Here is a 15,416-nt window from a genome sequence, read left to right as displayed (position 1 = left end):
GTCTCCTTTTCTCACTTCAGAGAGAGACGCTGTCTATTCCATATCTCGATTATTCCGCTATTTGATATATTTTGGTTCGTCCTTCTAACCGGCTGTCCTTCTATTTCTTTCTCATTCTTCGCAAACATCGTTGGTACGCCAAACGACACTTTTTCTAAAATATGCCCCGCTTCTTCTGATAAACAATAATCAATAAATAAATCCGCAATAATACCACTCGGTGCACGTTTTAGTTTAGAAATCGCATTAACAGATAACCCTGTTTGCTCAGGTTCGTTACTTAAAATCGGAAAGCCTTGTTTTTGAAGCATTCTCTGATCTCCCATAAAGTTGATGCCTATCATATATTCACCGCTCGCAACAAGTTCTGCTGGGATGTAACCATTCACTGTTACTTCTCCAACTTGTTCTGCCAGATTCTTCACATATCCCTTCGCTTCCTCTTCACCTAACGTATCAATCAGTGATTGGAAAAACGTATATGCTGTACCTGAAACATTTGGATCGGGCATGACAATCTTTCCTTTATATACTGGATTCAATAAATCTTTCCATCTTAACGGATACGAGAGACCGAGCGGCGCTATTTCCTCGTTCCACCGCTCTTTATTAATCGCAATTGCCAGCTTCTCCACTTCATAACCGTACCAATAACCATCTTTATCTTTAACAGTTTTTGAAATACGATTTGCATGTTGGCTTATCACAGGAATAGAAAGATTTTTTTGCTTCATCATTTGATGCGCATCTACTGTACCGCCAATAATAATATCCGCCTTCGGATTTCCAGCTTCTTCTTCCACTCTACGAAGAAGTTCTTCTGTTGAAAGACGAATAAATTCATACGTACATCCACGTGGTTTACAAAATGATGAAAGTAACGCTTCACCAACTTCCTCACGAGCCGCTACATACGCAACAATATGACGATCATCCAAAATAGGGAGACCATTTTTACTATATTTAATAGAGGTTGTATCTCGAGAGCAACTAGACATCGCTCCTCCAATTACTAGCAAAAAGAAGAAAAAGGCTATCTTTCTCATGACGCATTCTCCTTTACGAATAACTCTGCTAGAGAGCCTTTCATATACATGACATTTCCGTTATTATCACCGAGATATTGCACAACAAAGTACGATGGATACACAGAAATCGTAAGAATATCTTCACGATCATTCTTTACACGCTTACCTGTTTTATAAGCTGTAATATAAGCAATCGGTTCATTCTGCGATTGTAATAACTTCTGAATTTCTCCGTAATCTGTAATTTGCTTTGCGGACCGAATAGAATCAAGTATGTGCGTAAGATTGATAGTACGTAACACATCGCCTTGACGTACTACGACATCCTTTGCTGAAGCAAAGAAATCACTAATACGCTCTGGCGTGTAATACAGGCTTAATAAATACGTTTGAAGTGCTGAAATCATCGGATCCACGCCATTCTTTCCGTATACATTTTCCCCATACTGGAACAAGTCACCTACTGCAAAAGTACGCTTATGTCCATTCAAGTACGTTACTTCTCCAGTAAATACTTGTTCTTGGCTCTTAACGTCCCCAGGCTCTATTCGAATTCGGTCAAAGAATGAAACAATCGTATGCAAACGAACTTCATCCGTTACAACGATTTCTCCCCACTTTTCATGTCTTACTTTCACTTCAATTGGAAGAGATTCATTCACCCTTTGTAAAACGGCTTGTTTATCATTTACAATGTTGATTCGATTATAGATTTGCTTCTCCATAACATAAAACAAAACAAGAGAAACAATCATACAAATGACAAACATAAGAATTTGAAATGATAGCCTTTTCATTTCTGCCTACCTCCAAGATAAAAAAACGTTGTTTCGAAAATACCGCATAATTGTTTCATAAATGTATCATTTAACCGCTTTCAAGTTTTTTATGTCTTCCATCCTTCTCGGAAGCAAAAATGTAATGAATATTGTAGTACCTATTTCTTCACTACTCTCAATCCGCATGCTTCCGCCCTGCTTACTCATAATCTCCTGACAAATATACAAACCATAACCATTCCCGTAACTAGAAGGAAGTGCCTTTCCTTTCGGAGACTCATTCCACTCTGCAAGCACCACTTCATCTATACCAATCCCATCATCATGAACAAAAACCTTCGCCTCATGCTCATTTACAATTACATTCATACGAATGTGCGAAGCATCACTATACTTAATTGCATTATCAAGCACATTTAAGAAAATTTGCTTCGTCTTATCAAAATCCGCAACAACATGTACATCCGTTAACTCATTTATCACTTCAATTTCAAACTGATTTAGGCGAGGTTTCACAATTGAAACTGCTTCTTCTGCCAATTCCTTTATATTCACAACTGTAGGAGACACTTCAAACGTACTCGTCCCATATTTCGAAGACTTAAGCAGTTCCTCTACAAGTGATAATAAACGCTCACTTTCCACAGCCACATAACGAAGACTTTCCTGTACATCTTCTTTCGATTGTAACTTCGGAATTAAATCAACATAACCGATAATTGCCGTTAGCGGTGTTTTTAGCTCATGCGTAATGCGGTCTAGGAAATCTTTCTGCTTCTCTTTCTCCTCCTGCAGTTGCTTAATATGCAACTCAATTCCATCGGCCATCGCGTTAAAAGATGCTGAAAGCTGAGCGATTTCCACGTACTCATTTAACTCAATCTTACTCTTATAATCACCATTCGCGAGCCGCTGTGCCATTTGTCTCAACTGATCAATTGGTTTATGAAGAGACTTCGCCAAACGAATTGCAAAGAAAATACCGGTAGCTACTAAACAAAGAGACGTCATTAAGAACGTCCAGCTCACATTTGTTAAAATTTCCTTCTCACTCGTTAACTCATTTATAAAACGAATACTTCCAATGACATCGTTTCCATAATAAACCGGGCTTGAAAACAAAAGAATAGGAGCTGGATCCGCCTCCTCAAAAACGTAAGACTTCTTCCCCTTCAAAGAACTCTCAATGTCGATGTTACGGTGAAGCAATGCCCCTTTTTGTGTATCTGCAACAACATCGCCATTCTTCCCAATCATCTGCACACGGACATCCATACGCTTCGCTAAATACGACGCAATTAAAAGTGAATTCGGACCAAGCGTATCCACTTCTGCTTCCTTCTCTAAATAATTCATCGTATAAATTTGTGCTTCTACACTTAACTTTTCTAAAGAATCTGCTGCGTTATGATACATATTCTTTTCTAACGTAATATAAACAACTGCATATAAAAGAACAAAAATCGGAATTAACAGCCCAACTATTCCGAACACCATATTTCGCTTTAAAGACATACCATCACCACTTAACAATCCAGTTTATAGCCAACGCCATAAATTGTCTTAATATATTCTCCGCTCGTCCCAAGCTTCTTGCGAAGTCTCTGCACCATAATATCAACGGCTCTCGTATTTCCGATATACTCAAACCCCCATACTTTCTCAAGTAACTCATCCCTCATAAACACACGCTGTGGATTTGAAACAAATAACTGACATAAATTAAACTCTCGGTACGTTAACTGAATCTCTTGTCCACTCACATGTACCTTTCTTTCCTTAGGACAAATCACGATCTCTCCAGCCTCAATTACTTCATGACTTACAGCCGCCTCCGTCTTCTTTACACGCCGCGCCATATTCTTAACCCGAAGAATAAGCTCCGCATAATTAAACGGCTTCGTCACATAATCATCAGCACCAAGCTGCAAGCCAAGCAACTTATCATTCATCTGACTCTTTGCCGTTAACATAAGCACCGGAATATCCCTATCCCTCTCACGGAACAAACGAAGCAACTCATACCCATCCGTATCCGGAAGCATAACATCCAAAATCAATACATCCGGCCCTTCATTCCATCTCTCTAAAGCTTCTCTCCCATCAGCCGCTGCCAACACTTCATAACCTTCCATCTCCAACTGCATCCGAATCAAATTACGAATACTCGATTCATCATCAACCACAAGTATTTTCATCATTCTCCTCCTTCCACCACGTATTATAGTACAGTTTAGTATAGCAAAAATCCTATAAAAAAAGAGAGGGTATTGTCGAACATATTTTGTCGACGATACCCTCTCTTTCACTTATTATATTTATTTAGCATATCCATTCGGTTGCTTTTGATGCCAATTCCAAGCATGCTCAATAATTGTCTTCACATTTACATACTTAGGATCCCATCCTAGCTTCTCTTTCGCTTTCTTAGAAGAAGCAACTAAACGTGCTGGATCACCCGCACGGCGCGGTGCTACTTCAGCAGGAATTTCATGATTTGTAACCTCACGAACTGCATCAACGATTTCTTTTACACTGAAACCATTACCATTCCCTAAGTTATAGAAATCACTTTCTCCGCTGTTCTGTAGGTCTTTAAGCCCTAAGAAGTGGGCTGCCACTAAATCTTCAACATGAATATAATCACGGATACAAGTACCATCTGGTGTATTATAATCGTCACCAAACATCATAATCTTCTCACGTTGACCTAACGCCACTTGTAATACAAGAGGAATTAAATGTGTCTCTGGGCGATGATCTTCCCCAATAATACCATTTGGAGTTGCACCAGCTACGTTAAAGTATCTGAAAATCTTATAACGTAAATTAGAAGCTTGGCTATACCAATGAAGCATCTTTTCGATTGCTAACTTCGTTTCTCCATACGTATTCGTTGGATTTGTCATCGTTTCCTCAGTAATAAGATCCACATCTACCTCACCATACGTTGCCGCAGTAGAAGAGAAAATAAACTTATCTACCTTAAACTCATCCATTACCTCTAATAAGCAAAGTGCACCATACACATTATTATTATAATATTGAAGAGGCTTCTCCATACTAACTCCAACTAAAGAATCCGCTGCGAAATGCATAATCGCCTCAATATTTTCTTGTTTAAAAACATCTCTTAAAAATGCTTTATCACGAAGGTCGCCATTATAAAACTTCGCACCTTCCGTAATTGCATCCTCATGACCAGTTTGTAAGTTATCTACCACTACTACCGATAAACCTTCGTCTACTAATTTTTTCACAGCGTGAGAACCGATGTAGCCAGCTCCGCCACAGATTAGGATTGAGTTCATTGTTTTCCTCCTACTATTTTCAAATCTCTTAATTATAAAAGGAAAAGGTATACGAGAACTCGTACACCTTTTATCTCTCCTTCATTACTTAGCTACAAAATAATCAGTTATAGATTTCGCCCAAACGTCATGTCCTTTTTCACTTGGGAAACCAAATTCTTCTTGTAAGTATGGTAAAATTGCTTTCGTTGAAGCATCCGGCCATGCTCCCCAATGATCAATATATGTATAATTATTTTGCGTCGCAAATTGTTTTAATGCTTCAATCGATTTCGGATAATTTTTCGCACCATACACTGGATTTGATGGTTGAATCATAATCGTAGCACCCTTTGCACCAGTAGAAAGTGCCTGAACGAACTTCTGTGTATTTACTACAGAGTTTCCATTACCAGTTTTACCATTATCAGTAATGAATGGTGGTTCAAATAAAATCACATCTGGATTCTCTTTCGCAATCTCTTTATCACGCTTATTCGCGATTAACTCCTCTGTGCTTTCACCTTTATATTCCTTTACAGTCACATTCCATAAACCTTTACCATAAGCAGTTTCTAAATTAGTCGTTAACTTAGCTACCCAAGCACCTTTTTCAGATGAAGAGGCTTCATCACCAACAATAACAAGATTTACTGCTTTTTTATCCTCAGCAGCTTTCTTCAACTTCTCTTTCACTGCATCTGGCAAATTCTTCGCGTATGCTTCATTAAAAGATGACTTCGCATCTTGCTTTTTCTCTGCTTTCTTCGCTCCGCTATCTTTCACTTCAGCCTTTTTCTTCGTTACTTCACTCGTCTGCCCTGTCGCATTTGCAACTTTCTTATTCCAGTACAACTTACCGCTCACAATCGAAGCAATAAACAATACAAAAACAACAAGAACAAGTATTACTTTCTTATTCATTGATTCACCTCATCTATTAATCTCACAATATATAATACTAATATAAATTCATGCAAAAATAAACCCAACTCCTTCCAAAGGAGTTGGGTTTATTACATATTATTTAGTCAATTCAAGATGTGCTTTTAACTTATTTGTTAAATCTTGTTTCGCTGCATCCGGAACATAGTAGTACCAAATACCGTCAGCAGCTTTATGGCCGTCACCTGGAATTTGGATTTCTTCACTGTTCTGCATGCAATCTTTATAATTCTTTTGAATATCAAACATTTGGTCTTGCGTTAAACTTGTTTTAACGTTTTTCTCAATTGCTTTTAATACATCACCGTAGCTTGCTAATGAAGAAACACTTGCACCCTTTTTAATTACTGCTTGGATTACTTGACGTTGGCGCATTTGACGGCCAAAGTCACCGCGTGGATCTTCATAACGCATACGAGTATACTTTAATGCTGTTTCACCATTTAAATGGATATTCCCTTTAGCAAAATGTTGCTCTCTTGACGTAAACTCCAAATCGTTATTTACATCAACACCACCAACAGCATCTACAATATCTCTAAATCCAGCCATATTTACTTCAATGTAATGGTCGACTGGTACATTAAGAAAATTCTCTACCGTTTTTACAGCCATATCAATTCCACCAAAGGCATACGCGTGGTTGATTTTATCTTTTTTACCTTTTCCAATGATTTCTGTATAAGTATCTCGCGGAATACTTGTTATCTTCATTGATTTTGTTTTCGGATTCAATGTAAATAACATTAATGAATCCGACCTAGACGTTTCATTTTCTCGTTGGTCCGTTCCCATTAATAAAATTGAAACTGGTTTCTGATCCGAAACATCTACTTTTTCATCACGCTTTTCAGATTTATCACGATCTAATGGTTTGTGTACTGCATCTAACGTATTAGATACATTAGAGTAAACAGTATATGCATATACACCACCACCAATAATAAGAACACCAATGATACCAAAAATCCAAAATAATACTTTCTTTTTCATACCAGTTCCTTCTTTCAACTAATAAATTTAGTCCAATCATCGAGGTTTAATTTTATAACTTCCTTTTATTTCAAAAGTTAATAGTATATGTAACGAAATAATCTTCTACCTCTATGAATATTCCAATTACATTTCAAGAAAATAATCGCCCTAAATTTAAACATTTCATTTTTATAATCTCCTCTATTATAGCAAGGTATTATAGAGTGTAAAGTAAAACAAGAAACAAAAAATCCCAAATTCCGCAATACTCTCCGGGGTTCGGGATTTTTTTCTTTATCTTGTAGAACAATTAAATTCTTATATAAATTAAGCTGAGGACTTTTTTTCTCTGGTTAGAATATATCCATAAGTTAATAAATAAAATAAAAAATAATTGGCATTATTTTTTACACCAAATGAATTGTATCCTGAAATTGCAAAAATTAAAGTAATCGCTAATACTTTGTATTCTATTCTGCATAGAATAAGAATTAACAACAGAATGTATATTAGTATAAAATATCCCACATCGAAAAATAAAATAATCCAAGGATTTTCAAGAATTATAGGAGTATTATATCGACCTATTATTTTAATGTTCTCTGACGCCCCACCCAAACCCATAATTTGGAACGATGATAAATGTTTTATGAAATAGTCTATCAACATAAAGCGCGCCTCAGTAGAATCACTTGCACTACCTACTCGACTCATTAAAGTAGATCCTAAAGATGTACTAAGTGTCACTAAACATGTAACCCCTATTATACATAGAGTAATAAAATACTGCTTAATCTTATTCAAGCTATTTTTCAAACCCTGTTCATTATATATTAGCACTAAAAATGCTATAGCAAAAATACTTCTTGAACCAGTTAATAAAATATCAATTATAAATAATAAGAGTAAAGTATACTTTGTTCTATTATCCTTAACTCTCATTTGAACAATGATCATTGAAAAAAGGAAGAATACTGCATTATCTAATGGATGACCAATTATTGTTTTAATCCTGTATCCTTCTCGGTATGTTGAATCTAACCATGTTGCATTATTTGCACTATAAAGATTCTGGAAAACATTCGTTTTTGTGAAGTATTCAAAAACACCTAGTAATCCAATTAGTACCGAACACCAAATCATGACATCTATTGCCTTATTAACTTTTTTCGTATTTATTTGCCTTTTACAATAAAAAAACAAGAAAAATGAAATAGGTCCAAGATAATTATGAATTGCTAATGACATTCCAGCTATCCCTTTTGTAATAAAAGTAACTCCAAAAAATAGAACAAGCACTAAAATACACAACAGAAAAACCTTATCAAAGATTATTTTTTTCGTTAATAAATTTTCTATAAAAAATAGAACAAATACAACTAACCATGCTAGTACAAAAGGATGAATCTTTAATGGATTTAACTCGTTATTATTATAAAAATCAAGAAGGAAAAAATCCCCCGTTAAAACTAACGCAATGCTAAGTATTGGAATTATAAATAGAAAGGATATTTCCCAACCTAAAAACTTTGTTAATAAATAAAAATTACACCCTAGTAACAAATATATAAAGTATGCATAATAATTTGTTCCCAATAAAAAAGAAAATGCAATAATACAAATTAGTGGGAGAACTAAATTAATAGTAATTTGTTTCAATTTTATTTCCATGTTTCCCCTCAATATCCTTTTAAAATATTTAACTGAAAAGTATATAATATTGGTCTAAGGTAAACTAGATCACTTACCTATTCCATACATTATAAACACATAAAAATTCATTTATCAAAACATTAAATCAGTTATATATTTAATTATTTTTTAACGACTAATTGATTAAAATCCCTATAAAAAGGTTAAAAAATACTTTTTCGGCATTTAAAGTGATAATATTTAAGGCTAAACGTATTTTGGCAAATAAAAATACATTTAGCCAATTCAAAATCTACTAAACAATACTTTTCAATACAAAATTTCCTCAGAGTAATTTACTTGTTTTCATTCAATATGTATTTATTTTTATAATTCAAATACATTTTTATTAATATTATTGAATATAACAATCGTGCCAGTACCACACTAATTGCAGCCCAAATCACCCCAAAATATGGAACAGTAAGGAAAATCAAAATTATGATTCCTCCCATTTGAATGTATTTACCTATAGTAATAAACATTGGCTTTCCTAAGGAATAAATAGCCTGTTCAATAGGAACAATAATAAACCCTAATATCGCCGAAATCAACATTACTTGAAGAATAGAAACTGCCCCTAAATATTTTTCCCCTAGAAAAAATGGGACAATTAAAGGTACTAAAGGTACCATACATAACATAAGGAAAGAAACTATTAATGTAGGCTTTATAATTTGCTTAGTCTTTCTTACTACTTCTTTCTCATCTAGTTCAGACATTGTAGGTAGCATTACTTTTCCAAAAGCAAATGGTAGAAATGAAACAATTGCCGATAGTTGAAATGCAGCATTATAAATTCCAATTTGCTCATAAGTAACCCAAATAGAAATCATAAAGAAATCAATTCTGCCCAAAACATTATTAGGTATAGAAATCATTAACATCCACTTTTCATAATGCATAATCTCTTTTAGTAATTTTCGAGGGAATTTTGAAGAAAAGTAAATTTTAATAAATTTAAAATACTTAAATACAAATGGTAAAGAGATTATAATCGGGATGAAGTATAAAATAAATACATACTTCAATAACAACATATTATTTAATAGTAAACTTAAAACTATAAGTATTAAAATAGAATACCTAAATATATTGATAAAAGCTCTCAATTTGAATTTTTGAATAGCTTGTAAATAAGTATCATTAACAAATAAAAGTGATTCCCCTATATACCCCACGATTAAATATGGGATATATTGAATTATTTCATCTTTACCTTGGCTAGAAAAAATATGACTGCCAAATAAGATTAATCCTGTAACTACAGTTGCAGTAATAATTATTTTTGTAAAAAAATATAAACCAAATATACTTTGCATTTTCCCTTTATCTCTTGCTGAAAAACGTACTGCTGTATTTTCCATACCAAAATCAAAGAATGCACTACAAAAAGCTACAGTGACAAATACAAATGAATATTTACCATAATCTTCAGGACCAAGTTGCCTAGATAGAATTAGAATACTTATAAAGCTTAATGCCTTTGTAATAATACTTTCTAAGAATACGATACTAAGATTTTTAAATAAAGAATGATTAACATACTTGTTTAAATTAACTTTTAAACTTTTCATATAAAAATACCTTTATCTTCATTTTTCATATTTAGTTTGTGCATAATTCTCTATAAACTTCGTTATATCTCTTAATCATATTTTCTAGAGAATACTCGCGATTTAAATATTCTAAAGTGTTGTTATTACTCTCATACCGCTGACGACACTCTCTATCATTTACTAAGCGATATAATTTTTGGGCGAGTTCTTGATGATTTTCTTTTTCAAAATATAAACCATATTCTTCATTTTCTTTTACAATCTCAAGAGGTCCCTCAAGTTTACTAACAACTACCGCACAACCCGCTGCTAAAGCTTCTACTACTACTAATCCAAAACCTTCATATCTAGATGGTAAAACAAAAATATCTACGTCTTTATATAACTTTTCAATATTCGCTACATTTCCTAGAAATTCAACGTTTTCTTCTAAATGATATTCTACAATTAAATCATTTAATTCATTAATATATTTTAGATCTGCTGCGCTTCCAGCAAAAAAGCAATTAAATTTAGAAAACCCATACTGATTTTTTAAAATATCAAGTGCCTTAATTAAAATATCTTGACCTTTTTTCTCTGGTACAATACGAGCAACACAAGCAATTTTAAATGAATCTTTATTTTGAACGTTTAACTCTCGGCCACCACTAAACTTTTCAAGGTCTACCCCATTATAAATTAACTTTATTTTTTCTTCTGGAACGTATTTATTCACAACATTATAGACCGTTTTTGAAATAGTAATGTACATATCAACAGGATACTTATTTAATGCTTCATTATATATTTTAGTATCGTGTACAGTAAATACCACTTTTACTTTCGTAATTTTCTTAAGCAAATATGCAAACTTTAAACTAAACGTATCATGACAATGAACAACATCAATTTTGTTTTTCTTTATAAACTTACAGGCTTTATAGATAGTACCTATATTTATAATGGGATTTCTCGTACCTTCTTTTCTATTACATAATAAAAGGGAGTCTTTATTAAGTATTTCTATATATTCTTGACTCCACCTATCATTTATAACACAAAGATAGTGAGGAATTTCAGTATTTTTCACCATTAAATCAACAATTATTCGTTCTAAGCCACCTCCAAGAAACAACTCAGAATTCAAATGCATTATTTTCACTGTAATTCTCCTATTCTATTATAAATTTAGTCGTTCTTTCTTTAGAATATCAGAATTACATAATGTATTTATTCATTTGATTCACAAATACTAAAAATGTAACTACTTGGTCTTTTTCAAGTGTACTTCCGTTTCTAAATAAATCTTCACAATCATTTTTTAAAGTCGAATCTTGTATTAAATCTATATTCTTATTATATCCTGCTTCATAAAACTCTTTCAGGTATTTATTTGTTCTATACCAATAATCCATAGGATGCATATGATTTTTCGAATTCAACTTTAAACCTAATTTATTTTTAACTAATTTAATACCTGCTGCTGGAATGCTCGTCCAAGGAACCGGAACTCCTTTTACAGTTATTACTTTTTTATTTATCTTACCTTTTACTTTTTCATAAATAAAATCTGCTGCTTCTGGATAATATTTATTTATCCACTTAATATAAATTCTGTGCCCTTTTCTATACTCTAGTGGTAAAGTTAAGCAAAACTCCATAAAATCAATATCTAAAAATGGAGAAATTGTCTCAGTATATTGGAACATAGGCTTTAATCCAGTATTTACTCCTGTAAATCCCCTATTATAAAATTTAAAGATTTCTTGGTCTTCTAAATGAAAGGCCTTATCTACATCGTACTCTACTTTATCAATAAGTTTAGTAGAATATGCTCCTGCACCCGGCATGAATTTTTTACGTTCGCCCTTATCGTAAAAAGTTCCAATTACTACATCACCAAGTTGTCCCGTATGAACCATACCGTATTTTTCCAAATTCATATTACTAACCATACTTAATGTATGAGCAATAGTACACCCTTGACTCCTTGCTCCTGATATTTTGACCGATTCATCAAAATATTTATAAATATACGTTCCATTATCTAATGCTTTAAACATCCACTCTGTTTTTAATTTATCAGTTATTTGCTTGGGTACCTTTTCATCCAAATAATCGGTTTGAGAGAAAGTATAATTAAGCATATTTTTATATCCCATAGTATGAGCAACCCAAGCAGTCATTCTCGAATCTAATCCACCACTTAATGCTACCAAATGCTTATAACCATACTCTAAATCTTTTTCAAATGCTCTCTTAATTGCATTCTTAAAAAGAACATCTACTTTTTCCAAAGCTTCTTCTTCTGAAATCTCAACAGGCGTATTACTTAAAGCATAATAGCATTTTTTATTGATTCCACTTTTTGAATACTCAATATAGTGCCCCGGTGTTAACCTATATACATCTTCAAACAAGGTTTCATTACATAATGCGTGCGAGTGTGTCATTAAACTATACGCAGCATTATGATTAATATGGAACTTTTTACCTGTTTTTTTGTGAACTAGCCTTATAAGAACCTCAAATTCAGTAGCAAAATACAGTGTGTTCTCTTTCTCATGAATATAATAAAAAACCTCTTTATCTCCCACATGATTTGTATATAGGGTAAAGTTGTTTTCATCTTTGTTAAGAAGGGCTCCTCCAAAACTTCCTCTAAACTTATTAAAAAACGTTTTAGGTTCTACATTAGACATCTTGTTTAATAGTATCTCTATTCTATCTTCATTAACACTATACTCTTTATATAAATCACTCTTATTTAAAATTACACCATCTAATATAGAAAAATTATGTTGATCTTCATAAAAAGCTCTATCTTTTTCAAATTTCTTAACTGCATTTCTGAAAAATTTCCCATATAACATTGAAGTAGTAATTTTTCTTTCTTCTTCAATTAAGTGCTGATTTTCATCAACTATATCATAAATATTAATATCATTATCTAATATCTCTTCTCTATTTGAAATAAAGCCAAAAAATCCAGGCATTACGCTCAACTCACTTTAACTAAAATTTTTAGCTATAACTTTTATTTTGATTTCTTCATAATTCTTTCATATAATGAGATAACTTCATCTAAAGAACTATAAACATTGTAATTTGAGTTTATTTTCTCAACATTACGCTCACTCATTGATTTGCTTATCTCATTATTATTTAATAGGAAGATAATTTTATTTGCTAACTCATCTATATCCCCAGGTTTAGTAATAAATCCATTTTCCTTCTCAACTACAGAGGGAATAGATCCAACATTAGTAGATATAACAGGTAGCCCATAACTCATTGCTTCTAAAATAGACATAGGCATACCTTCATTGTACGATGGTAATGTATATATAATACTTTTCCGATAAATATCTTCTATTTTCTTATCATCTGATATCCAACCAGGAAGAATAAACAAATCATCTAGTTCCAATTCATTGATTTTTTGCTTGGCTTTTTCAATTTCACCATCACCAGCTAGTACAAATTTATATTTGCTATCTATTTTCCCTTTTAACTTCGCACCAACTTGAATCAAATCATATGTACCTTTTCTCTCAGAAAGTACTCCCATAGTTGTAATGTATATTCTTTCTTCGGGATCATCGGATACCTGTTTTGGAAATACTGCATTATCTAATGACACAACTTCCGTTTCACAGATTGATTTATAATATTCTTTCCACTGTTCCCCTAAAGCAATTATAACAGTGACTTTATTTAACGTATCAACAATTTGTCTCTTTCTCTTATCCGAGCTTTCATTGTAAAAATCTTTAAATTGTGATCCGTGCATATGCAATATGATGGGGATATTTTTCTGATTCAATAAGTTTATAATCTTTCTCTTACGGATAAAACTACCTCTATAAGACATATGAATATGCGCTACGTCATACTTACGACTTAATGCATTTAGTTGGAAAAATAACTTTATATATTGCCATATAAAAAATATAATGTTTACGAGATGACTGCTGCCATAATAAGTTGGGAAATATTCCAAATTTGTCTTTTCCTTAAGGCCAGCTTGCATATAATTTTTCACAACTCTTGTAATCCCGCCTGTTACTTTTATGTGGGATCCGATCATGATAACATTCATTAGTTCACCTTTTTCTAATATTATTTCCACTAAAATTATTAGCTATATTTTAATTTCCTATTAAAAAATCCTCTAATATACCTATAATATTCTCAGTATTAGACTCATATTTTCTGAATTCCATATTCTTTACGGATTTTAATGCACTCTCGATTTCAGAAACATCAGAAATTCCATATATTAAATTAGAATCTTTAAACTGCTCTATTATTTCAAATTGATGATTGTCTACATGTTCGCCATGTTCCATCATTCTAGGAATACCAATAACCTTTTTTTCTTTCTTTACTCCATTAATAATAGATCCTGTTCCCCCATGGGTAACAATTATTTCACTTTTATCTATTAAATTCAGAAATTCTTCCTTATTTAAGAACTTTTGATAAGAATAATGACACGGTTCATATGTTGAATAGCCAATTTGAGCAAATACTTCCTCAGAATTCAATTTCTTTTCTTCAATTAAACGGTCAATTTCTTTTAACAGTCTATCAAATTGAAATTTTTGGGAACCTACTGTTATAAAAATCAATATATTCCCCCCCCATACTTGGCGTTAGGATAAAACTTTTTCATATCTTCCCATTGCACTAAAAATAAATCTGCATGCTTATACAATAATTTCCCAGTAATAGTTGGTGAAGTTATTTTAGAGAAAGATTCAATGAATATTAATTTCTTTCTAAATACCTTAGCTAACAGGCACATTGGCACTGTTGCCAATGCACCTGTTGAAATAACAACATCCGGTTTTTCTTTTAATAAAATTATTAAAGTTTGTACAAATAAGATTATTAATTTAAAAAAGAAAGTAAGCTCTCTTCTATTAATTTGAACTACATCATAATGCTTGATATCTTTTGAGTTAAATTGATAACTTGTTTTTTCTGTCAAAATAAAACTCTCATTCTTTTTCATCATTGGATACAGCATCATTAATTGTTCTAAATGCCCTCCTGATGAAGCTGCGAAACATATTTTCAAAGCGCTCCCTCTTTCACTCGATTTCCTTGAAAAATTAGTAAGATGGCTTATTTGCTATTTTCGATTCTCCTACTTTTTAT

General features: G+C 32.6%; 14 protein-coding genes. All 14 read right to left on the bottom strand.

What is annotated here, in order from left to right; genetic code table 11:
- Positions 1 to 11 precede the first annotated feature (11 nt).
- Positions 12 to 1,046, bottom strand: a complete 1,035-nt coding sequence (locus AU379_RS18605; protein ID WP_001225645.1) for an ABC transporter substrate-binding protein — start codon at positions 1,044 to 1,046, stop codon at positions 12 to 14.
- Positions 1,043 to 1,825, bottom strand: a complete 783-nt coding sequence (locus tag AU379_RS18600; protein WP_030029406.1) for a DUF3919 family protein — start codon at positions 1,823 to 1,825, stop codon at positions 1,043 to 1,045. The genes AU379_RS18605 and AU379_RS18600 overlap by 4 nt, the downstream gene beginning before the upstream one ends.
- A gap of 66 nt (positions 1,826 to 1,891) precedes the next feature.
- Positions 1,892 to 3,322 carry a HAMP domain-containing sensor histidine kinase gene (locus tag AU379_RS18595; RefSeq protein ID WP_061139609.1) on the bottom strand — a complete coding sequence of 477 codons (1,431 nt, stop codon included), beginning with the start codon at positions 3,320 to 3,322 and terminating at the stop codon, positions 1,892 to 1,894.
- Positions 3,323 to 3,333: 11 nt separating this feature from the next.
- Complete coding sequence (locus AU379_RS18590; RefSeq protein WP_000699553.1) at positions 3,334 to 4,005, bottom strand: response regulator transcription factor; 672 nt, start codon at positions 4,003 to 4,005, stop codon at positions 3,334 to 3,336.
- Between the two features lie 120 nt (positions 4,006 to 4,125).
- Positions 4,126 to 5,118, bottom strand: a complete 993-nt coding sequence (gene galE / locus AU379_RS18585) for a UDP-glucose 4-epimerase GalE (protein ID WP_061139608.1) — start codon at positions 5,116 to 5,118, stop codon at positions 4,126 to 4,128.
- Between the two features lie 84 nt (positions 5,119 to 5,202).
- Positions 5,203 to 6,021, bottom strand: a complete 819-nt coding sequence (locus AU379_RS18580) for an SGNH/GDSL hydrolase family protein (protein ID WP_061139607.1) — start codon at positions 6,019 to 6,021, stop codon at positions 5,203 to 5,205.
- A gap of 99 nt (positions 6,022 to 6,120) precedes the next feature.
- Positions 6,121 to 7,035: a LytR family transcriptional regulator gene (locus AU379_RS18575; protein WP_061139606.1), complete on the bottom strand. Its 915-nt coding sequence runs from the start codon at positions 7,033 to 7,035 to the stop codon at positions 6,121 to 6,123.
- Between the two features lie 309 nt (positions 7,036 to 7,344).
- A complete protein-coding gene (locus AU379_RS18570; protein WP_061139605.1) occupies positions 7,345 to 8,688 on the bottom strand; it encodes a hypothetical protein in 1,344 nt (447 codons plus the stop codon).
- A 317-nt stretch (positions 8,689 to 9,005) separates the two neighbouring features.
- The gene (locus tag AU379_RS18565; protein ID WP_061139604.1) at positions 9,006 to 10,286 is read right to left on the bottom strand and encodes an oligosaccharide flippase family protein; all 1,281 of its coding nucleotides are present in this window, start codon (positions 10,284 to 10,286) and stop codon (positions 9,006 to 9,008) included.
- Between the two features lie 31 nt (positions 10,287 to 10,317).
- Positions 10,318 to 11,403, bottom strand: a complete 1,086-nt coding sequence (locus AU379_RS18560; RefSeq protein WP_223277254.1) for a glycosyltransferase family 4 protein — start codon at positions 11,401 to 11,403, stop codon at positions 10,318 to 10,320.
- Between the two features lie 64 nt (positions 11,404 to 11,467).
- Entirely contained in the window at positions 11,468 to 13,246 is a 1,779-nt protein-coding gene (locus tag AU379_RS18555) for a hypothetical protein (protein WP_082769966.1), read from the bottom strand.
- A 41-nt stretch (positions 13,247 to 13,287) separates the two neighbouring features.
- Positions 13,288 to 14,352 (bottom strand): glycosyltransferase family 4 protein, encoded by a 1,065-nt coding sequence (locus AU379_RS18550; protein ID WP_061139602.1) that lies wholly within the window; start codon positions 14,350 to 14,352, stop codon positions 13,288 to 13,290.
- Between the two features lie 49 nt (positions 14,353 to 14,401).
- Positions 14,402 to 14,884 (bottom strand): PssE/Cps14G family polysaccharide biosynthesis glycosyltransferase, encoded by a 483-nt coding sequence (gene pssE, locus AU379_RS18545; RefSeq protein WP_061139601.1) that lies wholly within the window; start codon positions 14,882 to 14,884, stop codon positions 14,402 to 14,404.
- On the bottom strand, positions 14,881 to 15,336 hold the full coding sequence (gene pssD, locus AU379_RS18540) for a PssD/Cps14F family polysaccharide biosynthesis glycosyltransferase (RefSeq protein ID WP_061139600.1): 456 nt from the start codon (positions 15,334 to 15,336) through the stop codon (positions 14,881 to 14,883). Before pssD ends, pssE begins: the two co-directional genes overlap by 4 nt.
- Between the last annotated feature and the right edge of the window lie 80 nt (positions 15,337 to 15,416).

The sequence above is a fragment of the Bacillus sp. JH7 genome (genome assembly GCF_001563515.1).
In the GTDB taxonomy this organism is placed as follows: domain Bacteria; phylum Bacillota; class Bacilli; order Bacillales; family Bacillaceae_G; genus Bacillus_A; species Bacillus_A cereus.
This window is presented reverse-complemented; position numbering and strand designations above follow the sequence as displayed.